The following is a 16,528-nucleotide window of genomic DNA, read 5'->3' as shown; positions in this document are numbered from 1 at the left end:
TCAAGGACCAGAAATGCAAGCTGCCACGTACCAAGGAAATGCCACGTTCAACGTCGTTGAAGGCACCAAGACCGCGCCTAATTCCGGAGAGGTCGCCGTTACGGTCGGCTATGTCGGCATCTGTGGTACCGACATGCACATCTATCACGGCGCAATGGATCATCGTGTCGAGGTGGGGCAGGTCATCGGCCACGAAATGGCAGGTGTCATCAATGCGGTTGGTCCTGCTGCGCTGGGCTTTGAAGAAGGCGACCGCGTCGTCGTTCGTCCGCTCGATTATTGCGGCGATTGCCCAGCTTGCAATCGTGGCCACAGCCACATTTGCCACAATCTCAAATTCATGGGGATCGATAGCCCCGGCGCGCTGCAATCCAGCTGGAATGTGAAGGCGCGCACCTTGCACAAATTGCCCGACCACGTGACCTTGAGGCAAGGCGCGTTGGTCGAACCGCTCGCTGTGGCGGTGCATGATGTTTCCAGAGCCCGGGTCGCACCTGGTGAGGACGTGGTCGTCCTGGGCGGCGGCCCGATCGGCCAGTTGATCGCTGCGGTTGCGCGAGCCGACGGAGCGCGCGTGCTGGTGTCGGAGATCAATCCGCAGCGGCGTGAGTTTGCCGAAAAGCAGGGCATCGAAGTGTTCGATCCGTCTGCGGGCGACCTCGTCGAGAAGGTTATGGAATGGACCGGCGACAAGGGTGCCGATGTCGTGTTCGAAGTCGCAGGCGTCATGCCGACGGTGGAGGCAATGACCGAAGTCGCGGCGGTTCGCGGTCGCATTTGCGTGGTGGCGATCCATGGCGAAGCGCCGCCCGTCGACTTGTTCAAATTCTTCTGGCGCGAGCTCGAACTGCTCGGCGCGCGCGTCTACACGGCCGAGGATTTCGAGCGGGCGATCGAACTGATCGCGACCGGTGACATAGACGCCGATGCCTACATCACCGAAGAGTTCCCGCTCGACCAGATCGCCGAGGCGTTCGAGAACCTCGAAAAGAACACCGCCAGCATCAAATCGCTGATCGCCGTTGAAGGGGCGATGGAATGAGCGTCCTGGGCAGCTTTTCTCTCGCGGGGAAGATCGCGCTGGTCACCGGATGCAAGCGCGGTATCGGTAGGGCCATGGCGGAAGGTCTGGCTGAAGCCGGTGCCGATATCATCGGCGTTTCGGCTACGCTTGAAACCGAGGGCAGCGAAGTCGGTGCGAGCGTCGCTGCGATTGGTCGCAAATTTGCCGGATATGCCTGCGATTTCTCCGACCGTTCAGCTTTGAAAGCCTTTGTCGAACAAGTCATCGCCGAGCACGGCGTGCCGGACATTCTCGTCAACAATGCAGGCACGATCCTGCGCAAACCGGCGGCAGAACATCCCGACGAATTCTGGGACGAAGTGATCGAAGTCAATCTGTCTGCGCAATTCGTGCTGAGCCGCGAGATCGGTCGCGCGATGCTGGAACGGGGATCGGGCAAGATCATCTTCACCGCGTCTTTGCTATCTTATCAGGGCGGGATCACCGTGCCCGGCTATGCCGCGAGCAAGGGCGGCGTGCAGCAGCTTGTCATGGCGCTGTCGAACGAGTGGGCTGCGAGGGGCATCAACGTAAATGCTATCGCGCCCGGTTACATCGCGACGGACAACACTCAGGCGCTGCGCGAAGACAACGAACGCGCTGAATCGATCCTCGCGCGAATCCCTCAAGGCCGCTGGGGCGAACCCGAAGACTTCAAGGGGCCGACGGTGTTCCTCGCTTCGCAGGCTTCCGACTATGTCAACGGCGCGACCTTGCTTGTCGATGGCGGATGGATGGGGCGCTGAGGGAGGCTGGTGATGCGCGTTCCGAAGCAATATGCGAGCGAGGGCTATGTTGCGCCGCTGCAGGCGTTCAGTTCCCTTCAGGCGGACCGATACCGCGCATGCCTGGAAGCGCATGAAGCAACCGACGGATCACTTTCGAAAGCACATCGCAACAACCCGCATCTGCTGTTCAGCTGGGCAGACGAGATCATCCGGTCGCCGCAAGTGCTTGAAGCAGTGGAGACGATCTATGGCGGGAACCTGCTGGTGTGGGGTTCGACCTTGTTCATCAAGGAGCCGGAGGATCCGGGCTTTATCTCATGGCATCAGGACTCGACCTATTGGGGCCTGGAACCGGCCGATCTGCTGACCGCATGGATCGCGATCAGCGACAGCAAGGCGGACAATGGCGCGCTGAAAATCGTTCCGGGCAGCCACAAATGGGACCAGATCGCGCATCGCGACACTTTTGCGGAAGGTAACATGCTGTCGCGCGGGCAGGAAATCGCTGTCGATGTGAGCGACGACGAAGCCAAGACGCTCGAACTGGAGCCTGGGCAAATGTCGCTCCACCATGTTCGAATGGTTCACGGCTCGGATGCCAACGGCTCGAAGCGCCGCAGGATCGGTTTTGCCGTCCGTTATCTTCCCACTCATGTCCGTCCGAAAGGCGGTTCTGGCGATAGTGCGAGCCTTGTCGCGGGTGTGGATCGCTTCAGTCACTTTATGCGCGAGCGCCGCCCGAAGGTGGATTTCGGCGAAGCGGAGCGCGCATTCCATGCCGAAGTCGAAGCCCGCACGCAGGCGATCATCATGAGTGGCACGAAAGCAAATTAGAAGCTCTCTTCAGGGAACTGTTTTACAATGGAACTTTATCACAGCTTCATCGACAATCAGTGGATTGAAAGCTCGGATGGTGCGCGCATCAATGTGGCCGATCCCTCGACGAACGAGATCTGGGCTCAGGTTCCGGCATGCACCGCGGACGATGCCGCGCGGGCCGTAGAATCGTCGCATGCCGCGCAAAAGGCATGGGAAGCGACTCCGGCAATCGAACGGGCTGCTGTGCTAGAGAAGCTCAACGAATTGCTTGGCGAAGAACGCGAGCATTTTGCGCGGCTGCTGGTCCGAGAACAGGGCAAGACTTTCACCGAGGCGCTGGGCGAGGTCGACGATACGATCGGCTATATACGTTATGCCGCCAACAGCGCTCGCTGGCTGAGGGGCGATATTCTTCCGGCAGACGCCCCGAATGAGCATCTGATGACGTTCAAGGTACCCTATGGCGTCGTCATCGCGATATGCGCCTACAATTATCCGCTCGCGCTTATCGGACGCAAAATTGGCCCTGCATTGGTCACCGGCAACACCGTCGTTATCAAGCCGCATGAAGCGACACCGGTTACTGCTTCGGAGTTCTGCCGTTTGGTCGAGAAGGCCGGCTGTTCCGGCGGGTGTCATCAATATGGTAACGGGCGACGGCGCGTCCACCGGTGCGCCTTTGGCATCGCACCCTAAAACTCGGATGATCACGCTGACGGGTTCGATCCCGGCGGGCAAACGCGTTGCGGCGCTGGCTTCGGAAAACCTTGCCAATCTCTCGCTCGAGCTGGGCGGGAAAGCGCCTTTCATCGTGATGGACGATGCCGACCTCGATGCTGCTGCCGAGGCCGCGTCGATCGCGCGCTTTGCCAATTGCGGTCAGGTGTGCATCTGCAATGAAACCATCCTTGTCCACGAGGCGGTCGCCGATGCCTTTACCGAGAAGCTCATGGCGCACGTGAAGGAAGTGTCAGCCGGAAATCCAATGGAAGATGGCGGGATGGGGCCGCTTTCGACACCGCAATCGCTGGAGCGGATTGAGACTCTAGTGGAGGCAGCCAAGGCGTCGGGCGCCGAAGTGCTTGCAGGTGGAAATCGCACCACAGTCGAGGGATGCGCCGACGGCAACTGGTTCGAACCGACCGTCCTGCTCGCCAATGATGCATCGCTCGACGTGATCCGCGACGAAATATTCGGACCCGTCCTGCCAATCATGCGCGTTTCATCGCTCGAGGAGGCGCTCTGGATCGCAAACGCGCGCGAGGATGGATTGTCGGCCTATTTCTGGAGCAAGAGCCACTCGAACATCATGAAGGCAATCGCCGGTCTCGAAACAGGCACTATCTTCGTGAACAAGGGTATTTCAGGCTCGTTCCACGGCTACCACAATGGCCACAAACTGAGCGGGGTGGGCGGTGAAGACGGCCCCTATGGCCTCGAAAACTACCTGCAGAAACGCAGCGTCTACATGGCGTACTAGGCGTCTTCGATGAGCTACTTATCGAATATTGTGCTGCAAGGCCTCAAGCGCCGCCTTGGTATCTCCATCGACCAGCTGTACTAGGATTTCGCGATGTTCTTCAACTGCTTGCTTGGAATTCGTGATCCGCTTGTAGTTCATGCGCATGCGCAGCACGATAGGCTCCCACAGCATCACGAGATCTTGTCCATGCGGCCAATTCGATCAGGTAACGGTGGAAGCTGATGTCAATCTTCGTGGCTTCGGTAAAGTCGCCATCGTCGAGAGCTTTACCCAATTGTTCGAGGATCTTTTCCAGCGCTGTGACGTCAGCATTGCTCAGTTTGCCGACAAGCATGTCTGCCGCGCGATACTCAATTATACGCCGCAGCTCGACCAAAAGCTCCTGCATCATGTCATTGGGCGCTTCTGCGACCGTAACGCCGCAATTGGGCTTGGACACCAACAAACCCTCTTTAGACAGCTGCAACAACACGTCGCGGACCGGGCCGCGCGACACGCCAAATTGTTTCGCAAGGTTTTCTTCACGCAAGCGCGAACCTGCGGCGAGTTCTCCGCTGATGATGTCGGAGCGCAATATGTCCGCGATTTGTGCGCGGATCGGTACGACGGCTTGAGCTTTGGCCATCCGGCTTCCTTTTTAGGTAAGGGACTGTTTGCTTAAATTGTAATCATTTGACAATTTGGGTCAAGGTTGGCCCGCCAATTGAGATGCACCACGGAGGTAAAATGATGAACGCGAAGTTCTCAAGAATGGCCAGAATTGCCACTAGGATCATTCCGGCTGTAATCTTTGTCAGTGTTGGTAGCATAGGTGGTGCGACTGCAACGGGCGCTCTAGAGCTACCTTCAAAAGTCTCCTCTGCTCCCGAGGGCAAGGTAACCGGCCTGCGCCATATCGTGATACATGTGCTCGAACTCGAGAGGACGCTCACATTATATCAGGACATTTTGGGCTTTGAGCTTGAAGGCGCTGAAGTGCTTAGGGGATCTCTCGAAGGCATGTTGCTGCTCAAGCTGACGGCGAACGACCTGACAATCACGCTGTCGGTCCCTCCGCCGCAAGCGATGGATGGCTATGGCCCAGTCGGCAATACGAACCACAATCATTTCATGCTAAAGGTGGATGATATCGGTCCCATTGGTGATCGACTTAGGGCGGCAGGATACGCGCTCGAGAACGATAACTACGTGCGTGACCAATACACTTTCTTCACCGGCCCCAACGGAGAGATCGTTGGACTTTCCTCATATGACTAGATGTGATGCTGAGTCTTCCGTTGCAAGAGTTACTTTGGCTTTGCAATCGCCACTTCTCCGTTTGGCCTGAGCAAAGTACTGGGAGTTGAATGTACCTAGCCTCTTGCGATTCATCAGTTGAATTTTGTCGACAGTCTACAAAATTTGGCAGGGCGCGATATCAACCTGTTTGCAGAGCATGATTTGGGAGGCTGAGGGAAATGAGGAGCATTGGGGAGTTCAGATCGGGGTCTTCGATCATTCTTCTGTTCTACGCCTGCCTTCCCATAACTGCGCGCGCATCCGATCCAACGCCGCATCAACTATCGAGCCCTAGCTCACTTGCTCCTGGCGATTCCTTACTTTTCATGGAAGATGGTGGCTGGTGCTGGTTTTAGGATCCACGCGCGATCATAGCCGGTGGCAAACTGGTGATCGGCGGGATCAGTATGCAGAGCGGCGATATCAGGGTTGGAGTCTATGACCTGGAAACGGGCGATTCCACTGCAGCGTGGCTAGCAGCCTTACATCCTTAAGGAGATCGCAACGTCTTGGACTGGGCGCAAAGCGGTCATTCGATAATCACACTCCCGCAATTCCGATTTGAGAAAACTGCCTTTCGATATCAACTAGTTGTGACGTCGGACTGGAGGCGTGTGGGCCTTTTCGCGGGCTGCCCGCAAAGGCCTTGAAGATTAGTTCATTAAAAACAGTGCTTTACGCCGCCAGTGCGAATCCTCTTCTGGCACCATTTCTCTCACGCAATTGTCGTTGATCGCGAACTTGGGGCGCAGCCTTGAGGTGTCTGATTTGTCATTCAGAAGCCTCTCCGCCTGCTGCAATTGCGTGCAATCAAACTTGGCGCCCTGATCTTGTGCTTTGATAATCAATTCGGCGAAGAGAGGCGGTGGCAGGGTCATTGGCCCGCGCCTTAGGAAAGTTCGGTGCCAGCGTTTCGCTGGAGCCAGGATAGTCGCAAAGGTGTCGCTACCATCGGGCGTCCCTAATGCTGCCTCACCCAGTTCAGTTAGCAATGCATCAGGCGTGTTCGGCATGGCCATTAGAGCGGCGTATCGTCTTGCGGCTTCGCTGTGGTTTCCCGTTTCAATAGCTAGTCTCAGAACCGCTTCCTGTGTGACCGGGTCGCGCCAGCTGCGGCGACTAGCGGCTTGGAGCGTCTGAAGGCTCGCCGCGTCATTTTGACCTAGGACTTGTGCGATGGCCAGAGTGCGCAAATGTTCGGCAGCCAATGGGCGGCGCGTTACAAGCTGCTGGGCTTCGGCGAGTGCTTGGCCGGGCTCACCCACTGCAAGGGCGCGAGTGGCTAATCTTTCTTGCGCAAAGGCACGGAATGGGGCGGGAACGTGAGCCGCGAGATCGCCTGATATGCGGGCCTGCCGGTCAATTTGCGCTCCTGTAGTGACAAGGCCTATCAACATCAGCGCTATGATCCAGAGAGCCTGTTTCATGCCACTTCCGCCTGATCAGCCTTGCCAAAACGCAGGAGTAGAATGATCGCAAATGAGCCCATCCCGAGCATCGTCTGGTTTCGAAGCGGGTAGTCCAAAAGTGATTGAAATGCGATGCCAGCCAAGATCGCGCTTCCGCTCCAGGCGGTCCATTTATGCTCTGAAAGCCGCGCTCGCCCTGTCATCCAAGCCATCCAAGCGAGCCACATTGCGATGAGCAAAACTCCAAAGAAACCGGCCTCGATGGCGACTTCCAAATAGTCATTATGGGCGCGACCTGCGCGGCGGGGCGTTAGGTTTTCAAGAGATTCGTCGAGCTGAAAAACCTCATCGAACGTGCCCATGCCCGATCCGATCGGCCAATAGCTGCTAGCGGCGTAGGTTGCATCTTCCCAGATGTAGCTGCGGGCGTCCTCTCTGGCATCGAAGCGATCAATACTCTCGCTAATCCGCCCGGGTGCAAAGGCGAGAAGGCCGGCAATCAATGCTGCAAGTACGAGGCCAGCAATTGCTCCTTTCTTAAGGAGCTGTGGTCTTTTGCTTGGGTTTTCTTGCGCTTTGCTGAGGCTTGTGCCGAGAGTTTTCGCAAACAACATAGCGAGCGGCAAGGCGGCCAAAACGATGGCGGTGCGAGAGCGGGTTAGCAGAATGGCGGTGATCAACAGCAGGCAGATTGTGGCGCGCCACACGGTAAACCGTGTGGTATTCGACGGAGGGGGCAGCAGTGCGGCGAGCGCGAGGGCCGAGACCAAAAACAGGCCAGCTGAATTGCGGTTTGCAAAGGTCCCAAAAAGGACGCCAGGCATTGGGTTTTCTGGATAGAGCAGTCCGCTCTGGCCCTGCGTTACGACTTGTACCGCGCCGAGCAACACGCTGCCCAAAGCCAAGCCCACCAATGCCCAGGCGGTCCAGATCAGCTGACGCCGCGAAAGTCGATAGGCCACAGTCAGCACGGTGAGTGGCAAGATCAGACCCGCAAGCGCGACAAGCGTTCTCGCCGGATCGACGCTCATGGGAAACCAAATGTTCACCCCGGCCAGCGAGTGCGCCTCGAGTACTAACTCCCTGCCAGGCAAGACTTCTAAGACTCCCGGCGGCAGAGGAATGAGCTGCGCAATCGGAAGCAAGAGGCAAGCACCAACGAGGGCGCGAAGAGCAACTGGCGCCGTGCTCCAGAACTCAGCAAACGCGCGGCGATGCACTCCAAGCACAACGAGGGCAGCGAGTTGTACGGTCAGGTTTGCCAGACCGTATCTGACGCCTCCTCCACCACTTATCACCGTGAGAGTCAGTAGCGCAGCGAGCGCAAAGGCGCTTGATTGTTGGGAAATGCGATCAGCGCGCATGGGAGGCGATCAACGGGCCTGCTTCAATTGGCCCCTGGCGATTGATTGAGGCCTCCGTCACCGCGCTGCTCCTGATCACCGTCTTCTTGAATGATCAGGATGCCGATGATTACTCCCACACCGCCCAACAGCGCAAGCCAGAGAGCACCGCGATCTGTATCTTCGGCAAACCAACTCTGATCAACGCTGCCTTCCAGCGTAGCTCCAGCCGCCGCTCCACCGCAGCAAACAGAGTAATCGCCCGCCCTAGTATTGGCATGGGCTGAAAATGGCGCGAAAAACAGCGCAATGGCGGCCACAAAAACCGCTATTTGAGCTCGTAATGTTGGTGCCATCGTCCGCTCCCGCCGTCTAACCTACGTATTATTACTAGGTTCGGAGCAATTTACAAATCGAGCCATACTCGCGGGCAGGCCGAATAGACCAATTATTTGTAAGAGGAGGTGGTTGGATTTGGATCGCGGGGGAAGATCGGGGTGTAAAGTTCTGTGCTACTGCCCAGCACAGTTTTGCCTCCGCACAGCAGCCAAGCATGTGCGCTGAGACCATTGACGTCTTCTCGCCTAATCCCCAGCTCAATCACGCTTGGGGTGCCAAATTGGCTTAGCCAGTTCTGGCCAGCGATCGCCTGTATCAAGCAATCGCTGCGCCATGGCACTCGAGCCGAAAGGCGAGGCAGTACGTAGCCAATGCGGGCGAGCATCTCCGCTTGCTTTGCGCTCAGGGAAGGCTGCTCTTGGCAGGCCATGGCCGCGTATTCGTTGCGCTGATCAAGCGCGCGCATATCCAGCTTTGCGAATGTGAGACGCGCCCGAACAAGCTCGACCAAGCCGCGCACGCTATAGTGGCCAATCCAGAGGGCATCCCTCAGTTCAGGCTTTTGGCCCTCTAGTGGCGCGGCGGAGGTTCTTGCTGTTGTCACTTCGCATAAGGTGCCAGATTTTGCCCCCTGCGACAAACGGAGACCGTAAAGCGCGGTGTGATTTGTCCGGCTTATCGCTTCAGCCCTTCTGTGTGCTATGTCTGCAATATGCTGAGTGAAGCGATCAAGGACAGGTTAGAGGATCGTGAATATCTCGATCTGCATTTGGCCGCCATTGCCTCGGTCGCAAAGGTGGGTGAGGTGCCGTGGTACGACGCGCATTTCTTGCGCCGGTTTGAGGCGGCAAAGCTGTATTTGGCGGAAGTAGCCCCTGAGTATTTGGGGCGTTTCATCGCAGGTTTTGCGCCGCTGCGCCCGGCCGCGAGTTTCGAAATCTGCACTCTCAATGCTCTGTTTGATGACGCGGTTCGGCAAGAGATCCGCGCAGTGGTCGAAAGTCTTTCCGCCGCGCAGCTTGAGCGTCATGAGGTCAAGGACTTCGGGCGCGATGTCGTCCATGATCATCCGTTCTTTCTGCAGTTGCAGCGGGGTCTGTTGCCATTGGTGAGCGAGCTCGCAGGTCGCGAATTGGTGTTGGGATACAATTTCTTGAGCCTCTACGGAGGTTCAGGCCAGTGCGCGCCGCATCTGGATGAGCCGATTTCGATGTACACGCTCGACTATTGCATCGAGCAAAGCGGAACTTGGCCGGTCCACTTCAGCAAGCAAGTGGAATGGCCCGGTTCTGCTGCGATGCAGATTTGGGCCGAGGAAAGCCTAAAGAATGATCCAGCAATGGAGTGGACTGCGCATGAGTTGAGGCCGAACCAGGCGTCGCTTTTCAATGGTTCATCGCAATGGCATTACCGCGAACCGATAACGCCGGACGGCTATTGCAACCTTCTGTTCTTCCACTTTTATCCTGCTGACTGCGAGAAACTGGTAAGGCCGCACCTCTGGGCGGAACACTTTGAGCTCAGCGTGTTGCAGCCACTATGCGATCTCTTCGCGGCCGAAGCTGAAAATGGGCGGCTTGGGTGATCGCGCTGCTTTACTTCAATTCATCAAAAGCCATTGAGGCTGAATGACCGGGATCGCTGGGCTTTGGTGTTCTGATGGGGTGGACCCTGCGAGCCTAACGGCAATGACGGACGCTATCGCGGATCGCGGTCAGGATGGGGTCGCGACTTGGCTTTCGAGCGCGTTCGGGCATCGCAGCCTCGTTGGATTGGGTGCCAGCATGCTGCGAGTGACCAGCGAAGCGCAGGCAGAAACCCAGCCGCATTGCAGTGAAGAGGATCGCATTGCTCTCGTGTTTGATGGCTACCTCACCAATTGGGAGGAGCTTCGCGCCGAGCTGCTGAGTCTCGGCGCAGTGCTACGCACGCGGGCGGACACGGAACTGGTGCTGCGCGCCTATCAGCAATGGGGCGAGGATTGCGCTCGCCATTTGGACGGCGAATTTGCTCTCGCCCTGGTTGATTGCCGGGCCAATCCGAGCGATCCGTTGATCTATTGCGCGCGCGATCACATGGGCCTGCGCCCATTGTTTTATCATTTCGATGGTCAGAGGTTGCTGTTCGCTTCTGACCTCTCGGCTTTGGTCCCGCAGATCACGCCAAGGCCTGAGCCAGACTTCGACTACCTGGCGGGTGTCATGGCGGACAAATGGCATCAGCGCGATGCAACGCCTTGGCGGGGTATCAAGCGCTTACTTCCGGCTCATTCGATGAGTTTGTCGGGAAATCGCCTGACGTTGAAGGAGCATTGGTCACTCAATCCTGAAGTCACCATAAGGTACGACCGTGATGAGGATTACTTCGAGCACTACAGTCACCTCTTGAGGGATTGCGTCCGCCGAACTTCGCGCTCTCATGGGCCGCTTGGGGTGACGGTTAGCGGCGGCCTCGATTCCAGCGCAATCTATTGTTTGGCATATGAATTGGCAGAGCGAGGCGAACTGCTGGCGCCCACTATCAAAGGGTATGCTCTGGCGGGAGAACCAGGCTCCCCCGCCTATGAATTGCCATTCGCCAGAGCCGCAGCGGAGCATGTTGGCGGTCAGTTAACCGAAGTACCGCTGACGCAGCCGCCGATCGATTGGTTCGCGGAGCAAGCGCGTGCGAGATATGATCTCCCGATCCCCACCAATGGCGCGATGAGCCTTGGGCTGGAGAATGCGGCGGCTGCGGATGGTTGCAGGGCTCTGATGGGAGGCGATGGAGGTGATGAATGGCTGCAAGGCAGCGTCCACTATTACCGCGAGTTTACCGAAGCGGCTGACATTGGAGGGTTCGCCCGGGCCTTACGTGAAGACGCCGCCGTTGACGGGTGGCGGCGAACGCTGCCCATTGCCTTACGGCACATGGCTATGACGCTTCTGCCGGAGAGCATTCGAGTTCAGGGCCGAGATTACAAGCGGCGCAAGGCAAGGGAGCAGCAAGAGTATCTCGAATGGATGACGGAGGAGGTCAGACACCGACTAGCCAGGATTGAAGACGATTACATCACCTCACTGCCAAGCGAGCCAGTGCGTTGGAGTAAGCTCAATCTCGCGCGCGCGCCGGGCACGGACATGGCAAACACGATGATGCAGGGGCAATATGCGAGGGCCGGGCTCGAGCCGCGCAATCCGATGCTGAGCAAGGCCTTCATTGAGTTTTCAGCCAGCACACCGGAGCATATTCGAAGACGGGCAGGTCAAAGCAAATACATCCATCGCATGGCGCTGCGAGGGATTGTGCCAGATGCGATCCTGGACCGTTCAACTAAGGCGGATTTCCCTTCGCCAGAGCTGGATCGAGAATTCGCTGACTTTGCATGCAAGAATGCCGATCCATTGCTGGGCGATCTGTGTGATTATGCCGGGCTTCAGCGTCTTCTGCGGCCAGATGCATCTGGCAAAATCCCAGATGAGCGTTCGTGGGAGGTATGGGGAGTTTACGCTTGCGCCGCTTTTTTGTATCATTTCCGCTGATGGTCGCCATGCTCTCTGACTCACGGCCCAATCAGCAAGGTCGCTTTATGAAACAGAAAGCCAAGAAAGCGAAATACACGCCGCCGCGCCTGACGGCATACGGTTCTGTACGAAATCTGACCGGTGGAAGCGCCACCTTGATGATGGACGGAATGATTATGATGGCGATGGATTAGCGCCGATCTGTTTTTACGCTGGACGGGTAACGCTGTGGCTCGAGAGGTGCTTTCGCTTTAATGATCGACGTCCTGAACGAGCACCTTGAATATCTCAATCTGACTGGACGCTTGCAGCTTTATCGCCAAGCCGTCGAAGAAGTCATTCAACCTGGCGATACAGTGGCAGACCTTGGTTGCGGCCTGGGCGTCTTGGGGCTTCTTTGCCTGGAAGCAGGCGCTTCCGAAGTTTGGGGCATTGATAGCAGCGATGCGATCCAGCTTGCGAGGGAGAGCATCGCTAAGGCTGGTTTAGGCGATCGCTATCACTGTATTCCGCAATCAACTTTCCACGCCGTATTGCCGCAAAAGGTCGATCTGCTGATTTGCGATCACATTGGCTTTTTCGGGTTTGATTACGGGATCATCGCTATGCTCCGGGATGCGCGCCAGCGGTTTCTGAAGCCAGGCGGAGCGATTATTCCTCAGTCGATGGATTTGATGGTCGAAGGCGTCTCGAGCGAGGTATGCCGGAACAAGACTAGCGCGTGGCAGGCGGAGCATATTCCGGCTGAATATCGCTGGCTTGATGGCCATTACCGCGGTGCAAAGCACCATCACAATCATTCTGATGATGAACTGATTAGCGATGCGGTGCAGCTGGGCGGTATATCACTGTGTGAAGACAATCCCGGACTGTTCAGCTTCAACGCTTCGCTATCGATCAATCAATCCGGTTTGTTTGACGGAGTGGCTGGGTGGTTCGATTGCGCTTTAAGCCCCAGCGTGCGGATGACCAATTCCCCGCTTGATCCTGCTGGCATTGGTCGCTCTCAGGCATTCTTGCCTGTGGCCCAGCCGTTCACGGTTGAAGCCGGTGATGAAGTGGAATTCTCGATCCGCATTCGCCACGCAGAGGACATGCTAGCCTGGACGATCAAGCCGCCAAGAGGCGCGCCTGTCCAGAAGCTCTCGACCTGGCAAGGGGCTTTGCTGAAACCCGCTGACTTGGCGGCGCCTGGTGGACAGTCGCTCACCTTGTCCGATCAGGGTACGGCGCGTGCATATGTCCTGGCGCAGGTTGATGGCGTGCGCACCAGCCAAGAGATTGTGGATCAGGTGTTGCGGGACCGCCCAAACTTGTTTCCAAGTGAGCAGGCCATAAAAGATTTTGTGATGCAGGTGCTGGCTAAGGACTGCACCTTGTGACCCGCCTGAAACTCGCCGAGGCGCGCGTTCAAGCGGCTTTGGCGCAGGCGCCCTATGATCGCTGGGTTGATCTGGACGGAGAGGTAAAGGCTGAATTCCGCCGGGACGGCGATGACTTTCATCTGAGATTTCTGGATGAAGTCGACTTTCACATCGCAGGCAGTGGTCAAGAAGTGATCGCTTGGCCCGCTCCCAGCACTACAGAGCAAACCGCGCAAAACCTGTTTCACAATGCGATACTCCCGCTTCTTATCAATCATTCCGGCGGGCTGTGCCTTCATGGAAGCGCGGTTGTCATTGACGGCAGGGCCGCCGCTTTTCTCGGGGCCTCGCGTAGCGGCAAGACGACACTGGCTGGAGCCTTTTCAAAGTCAGGCGCTCCATTCTTGACTGAAGACGTGGTTGAGCTTGAGCTGCAAGAAGGCGGTTATCGGGTGCAGCCAAAGACACCCGCTCTACGTCTCTTCCATGACAGTGCTGAGTTTTTGCTCGGTCCGCAAGGAGAATGGGCTGAGTCCGAAGGTAAGCAGAATGTTTCAGCGGCTGAGCAATTGCCTGCTGCCGAGAAGCCTGCGGAGTTGGATGCGATCTTTGTGCTGGCGTCCGCAGATCCTGAGACAGTGAGCCTCAACAAACTGAGCCCGGTGGCCTCCGTGACCCAGTTGATACCGCACTCATTCATTCTCGATGTTGAAGATAAACCGCGATTGAAAGCCCATTTCGCGAGGCTGGTCGATCTATCGCAGGACGTTCCGAGCTATGCGCTGGACTATCGCCGCGATTACCGCGAGCTTGCGCATGTTATCGCAGCGGTTCGTGAAGTGATGAGCAAGTAGGAGGCGCAAAGTGCAATTGAGTGATGTTATATGCGCGTCTGAAGACGTAGTCTCGCGGGAGGTCAGCGGCGAAATGGTGCTGCTCGATATGGCCAGCGGGACCTATTTTGGTCTGAATGCCGTGGGCACTCGAATTTGGAGCCTACTCGATGAGAAGGCCCATTCGATTGCGGCGCTTTGCGAGGTAATCGAAGCGGAGTTTGATGCGCCGCTTGCGAGCATCCAGCAAGACGTGCTCAGCCTGGCTACAGAGCTAAGCGAGCAAAATCTGATCAGCGTTGAATAGCAACCTCGCGCAGGGACTGATCACTCACTTCGAAAACTCGGTCGGCAAGGGCAAGGCTCGCAGCGCGATGCGTTATTATGATGACGGTGCGCCCGCTTAACGCACTTTCGGATTCGGCGATGAAGGCGGCCTCGCTCTCGAGGTCATACATGCTGGTGGCTTCGTCCAGTATGAGGATGGGCGGATCATTGAGCAGGGCCCGAGCGAGCGCGATGCGCTGACGCTCACCGCCTGACAGACGGATGCCATTGTCGCCAATTTCCGTGTCCAAACCGTCCGGCAGTTCGCCGATAAATCTCCATGCTTGGGCCAGCCTGGCAGCGCGTTTAATCGCTTGTGGCTCGGCTACGTCACACCCGAACGCGATGTTTTCGGCTATCGTTCCGTTGAACAGCAGCGCGCGCTGCGGAACATAGCCAATCTGTCTGCGCCAATGCTGTATTTGCAGATCGGCGATATTGTCTGACCCGTGAAGAATGCGTCCCTGATCCGGCGTGTAGAACCGCAGGAGCAAGCTGATCAGGGTCGATTTTCCTGCGCCATTTGCGCCTGTTAGAGCCACCACTTGGGCTGGTTCTATCGCAAAGCTGATATCGCGCAGGACTTGATCGCGGCCCTCATATCCAAAACTGACATTGTCGAACTGGATGGTCGCAGGTGAGGTCTCTTTCATCTCGCGCCCGGACCCAGTGATTTCAGGCTCCACCGCGAAAATGCTCTCCATTCGTGCCACGGTGCCGCGTGCGATCTGCCATTGGCCATACACATTGACCAAGCCGCCAATGGGGCGAGTGAGCAACGCGGCGTAAAGCAGGAACGCGAACAGTTCCGCCGGATCGCGCTCGGCCGCACCCGGTCCAGAGGCAGCGAGCACAATGATTGCAATGGCGGCCAATCCGGCGGCAAGGGCAATCACAGGGCCAATCACGGCTGTGATGCGGTCTTCCTGCAAGCTGAGACTACGGGCCGCTTCAACAATTCTAGCGTAGGCTTTGCCATGCCGAGCTTCGGCTGCAAAGGATTTGATCGCAGGCAGCATCTCTAGGTCACTATCGGCCACCCACATCACTTCGGCTTCCGTTTCTCTGACCCGTTCTGCCAGCCCTCTGAGCCGCTGCGGCTGATGAGTTTGAGTGCGATGAAGAATGCTGGCACCAACACAGGCACGATGAAGGCTATCGCGGGGTCTATGAGGAACAGCAATGTGACCGCGCCGCCAGCCGTCATCAGCATGGCGGGGACATTGGCGATGGTGGAGGTCAGGAAGTCGCTGAGCGAGCGCACCTCATAGGTCATCATCGCCAGGAGATCGCCCCGCCGACTTTGCTCGTGAAAGCCGATCGGCAGGCTCTGAATGTGGTCATAAGCATCGGTTCGCAGCTTTGCGAGTATCCGCCCGGAAGTTTGAGCGGACACTATACTTGCGGCAATATTGAGGCCGGTCACGATGACCAGCGCGAGCGCCAACAGGCCTGTGATCTTGGAGAGGTCGCTAGGTGCATCGTTCGCAAGCCCGCCTAGCAATTGTCCGGCCAGCCATGGTACGGACAGCGTCGCTAAGGAGCTGAGCAGCGTAAGCATGCTGATAAGAGACAGCTCGCGTTTGAACGCCAATGCGCGCTGCCAAAGGAATGATCGCTTCATGAGGTCTTTCGTCCGGTCAGCAGTCTTTTGAATGACCTGGCCAGCCACCGCGCGCGAAGGCCAGCGACGGTGGGGCTTTGGGACGCCGCGGACTTTTCCTTCAGATGTGCTGCACTGGGCCAAGCCTGCGCTAGGGCGAAGCGAGCTTTTGCTATTGGCGAACGCACATTGGCGAGATCGGTTTTGAACCGCGAGGCTGTGTCTGTCTCTGCAAGATAAGCTGGGATTTCAGGCGATCCAGTTTGCCGTTCCAACTGAGCTTCGATCTTTGCGGGAATGTGTGTGAGGAGAGTTGCTCTCGCTCTCCTCAGAGCCTCGAGCACAACCGGCCCCATACCCGTCTTTTCACAAAACTCGGTAAGTCTGAACCAATCGCGCTGATCGAAACTGCGGGCGAGCAAATCGTAATCCATTG

The 16,528-nt window shown here is 57.2% G+C and carries 19 protein-coding genes; 13 read left to right on the top strand and 6 right to left on the bottom strand.

Annotated elements, in window-relative coordinates:
- The first annotated feature begins 13 nt into the window (after positions 1-13).
- The 5 genes from AC0V6U_RS11855 to AC0V6U_RS11835 are packed head-to-tail and all read left to right on the top strand — an operon-like array spanning position 14 to position 4,090.
- Complete coding sequence (locus AC0V6U_RS11855) at positions 14-1,042, top strand: zinc-dependent alcohol dehydrogenase (protein ID WP_472643370.1); 1,029 nt, start codon at positions 14-16, stop codon at positions 1,040-1,042.
- Entirely contained in the window at positions 1,039-1,809 is a 771-nt protein-coding gene (locus tag AC0V6U_RS11850; protein ID WP_472643369.1) for an SDR family oxidoreductase, read from the top strand. Before AC0V6U_RS11855 ends, AC0V6U_RS11850 begins: the two co-directional genes overlap by 4 nt.
- Positions 1,810-1,821: 12 nt before the next feature.
- A complete protein-coding gene (locus tag AC0V6U_RS11845; RefSeq protein WP_472643368.1) occupies positions 1,822-2,625 on the top strand; it encodes a phytanoyl-CoA dioxygenase family protein in 804 nt (267 codons plus the stop codon).
- A gap of 27 nt (positions 2,626-2,652) precedes the next feature.
- On the top strand, positions 2,653-3,306 hold the full coding sequence (locus AC0V6U_RS11840) for an aldehyde dehydrogenase family protein (protein ID WP_472643367.1): 654 nt from the start codon (positions 2,653-2,655) through the stop codon (positions 3,304-3,306).
- Between the two features lie 7 nt (positions 3,307-3,313).
- On the top strand, positions 3,314-4,090 hold the full coding sequence (locus tag AC0V6U_RS11835) for an aldehyde dehydrogenase family protein (RefSeq protein ID WP_472643365.1): 777 nt from the start codon (positions 3,314-3,316) through the stop codon (positions 4,088-4,090).
- A gap of 100 nt (positions 4,091-4,190) precedes the next feature.
- Here AC0V6U_RS11835 and AC0V6U_RS11830 read toward each other — a convergent pair whose 3' ends face one another.
- Positions 4,191-4,718, bottom strand: a complete 528-nt coding sequence (locus AC0V6U_RS11830) for a GntR family transcriptional regulator (protein ID WP_472643364.1) — start codon at positions 4,716-4,718, stop codon at positions 4,191-4,193.
- A 101-nt stretch (positions 4,719-4,819) separates the two neighbouring features.
- On the opposite strand from AC0V6U_RS11830, the gene AC0V6U_RS11825 reads away from it, so the two are divergent.
- Complete coding sequence (locus AC0V6U_RS11825) at positions 4,820-5,350, top strand: VOC family protein (protein WP_472643363.1); 531 nt, start codon at positions 4,820-4,822, stop codon at positions 5,348-5,350.
- 674 nt (positions 5,351-6,024) lie between these two features.
- Here AC0V6U_RS11825 and AC0V6U_RS11820 read toward each other — a convergent pair.
- Both AC0V6U_RS11820 and AC0V6U_RS11815 read right to left on the bottom strand, forming a co-directional pair.
- Entirely contained in the window at positions 6,025-6,390 is a 366-nt protein-coding gene (locus AC0V6U_RS11820) for a hypothetical protein (protein ID WP_486169475.1), read from the bottom strand.
- 404 nt (positions 6,391-6,794) lie between these two features.
- Entirely contained in the window at positions 6,795-7,811 is a 1,017-nt protein-coding gene (locus AC0V6U_RS11815; protein WP_472643361.1) for an O-antigen ligase family protein, read from the bottom strand.
- Between the two features lie 302 nt (positions 7,812-8,113).
- Here AC0V6U_RS11815 and AC0V6U_RS11810 point away from each other — a divergent pair, with 302 nt between their 5' ends.
- On the top strand, positions 8,114-8,410 hold the full coding sequence (locus tag AC0V6U_RS11810) for a hypothetical protein (RefSeq protein WP_472643360.1): 297 nt from the start codon (positions 8,114-8,116) through the stop codon (positions 8,408-8,410).
- A 161-nt stretch (positions 8,411-8,571) separates the two neighbouring features.
- Here the strand turns inward: AC0V6U_RS11810 and AC0V6U_RS11805 are convergent, their stop codons facing one another.
- Positions 8,572-8,973: a lasso peptide biosynthesis B2 protein gene (locus AC0V6U_RS11805; RefSeq protein WP_486169474.1), complete on the bottom strand. Its 402-nt coding sequence runs from the start codon at positions 8,971-8,973 to the stop codon at positions 8,572-8,574.
- 201 nt (positions 8,974-9,174) lie between these two features.
- On the opposite strand from AC0V6U_RS11805, the gene AC0V6U_RS11800 reads away from it, so the two are divergent.
- From AC0V6U_RS11800 to AC0V6U_RS11775, 6 genes are all read left to right on the top strand, one after another.
- Positions 9,175-10,047 carry a hypothetical protein gene (locus tag AC0V6U_RS11800; protein WP_472643358.1) on the top strand — a complete coding sequence of 291 codons (873 nt, stop codon included), beginning with the start codon at positions 9,175-9,177 and terminating at the stop codon, positions 10,045-10,047.
- Between the two features lie 103 nt (positions 10,048-10,150).
- Entirely contained in the window at positions 10,151-11,983 is a 1,833-nt protein-coding gene (locus tag AC0V6U_RS11795) for an asparagine synthetase B family protein (RefSeq protein WP_486169473.1), read from the top strand.
- Positions 11,953-12,159, top strand: coding sequence for a lasso RiPP family leader peptide-containing protein (locus AC0V6U_RS11790; protein ID WP_486169472.1), 207 nt, complete (start codon positions 11,953-11,955; stop codon positions 12,157-12,159). Before AC0V6U_RS11795 ends, AC0V6U_RS11790 begins: the two co-directional genes overlap by 31 nt.
- A gap of 60 nt (positions 12,160-12,219) precedes the next feature.
- Positions 12,220-13,347: a 50S ribosomal protein L11 methyltransferase gene (locus AC0V6U_RS11785; RefSeq protein ID WP_472643355.1), complete on the top strand. Its 1,128-nt coding sequence runs from the start codon at positions 12,220-12,222 to the stop codon at positions 13,345-13,347.
- Positions 13,344-14,183, top strand: coding sequence for a hypothetical protein (locus AC0V6U_RS11780; RefSeq protein WP_472643354.1), 840 nt, complete (start codon positions 13,344-13,346; stop codon positions 14,181-14,183). Before AC0V6U_RS11785 ends, AC0V6U_RS11780 begins: the two co-directional genes overlap by 4 nt.
- 16 nt (positions 14,184-14,199) lie before the next feature.
- A complete protein-coding gene (locus tag AC0V6U_RS11775) occupies positions 14,200-14,469 on the top strand; it encodes a PqqD family protein (protein WP_472643353.1) in 270 nt (89 codons plus the stop codon).
- Here the strand turns inward: AC0V6U_RS11775 and AC0V6U_RS11770 are convergent.
- On the bottom strand, positions 14,456-15,535 hold the full coding sequence (locus AC0V6U_RS11770; RefSeq protein WP_472643352.1) for an ABC transporter ATP-binding protein: 1,080 nt from the start codon (positions 15,533-15,535) through the stop codon (positions 14,456-14,458). The genes AC0V6U_RS11775 and AC0V6U_RS11770 overlap by 14 nt on opposite strands.
- On the bottom strand, positions 15,535-16,113 hold the full coding sequence (locus tag AC0V6U_RS11765; RefSeq protein WP_472643351.1) for an ABC transporter transmembrane domain-containing protein: 579 nt from the start codon (positions 16,111-16,113) through the stop codon (positions 15,535-15,537). The genes AC0V6U_RS11770 and AC0V6U_RS11765 overlap by 1 nt, the downstream gene beginning before the upstream one ends.
- Between the last annotated feature and the right edge of the window lie 415 nt (positions 16,114-16,528).

Source organism: Erythrobacter sp. W36 (assembly GCF_057364935.1).
This window is presented reverse-complemented; position numbering and strand designations above follow the sequence as displayed.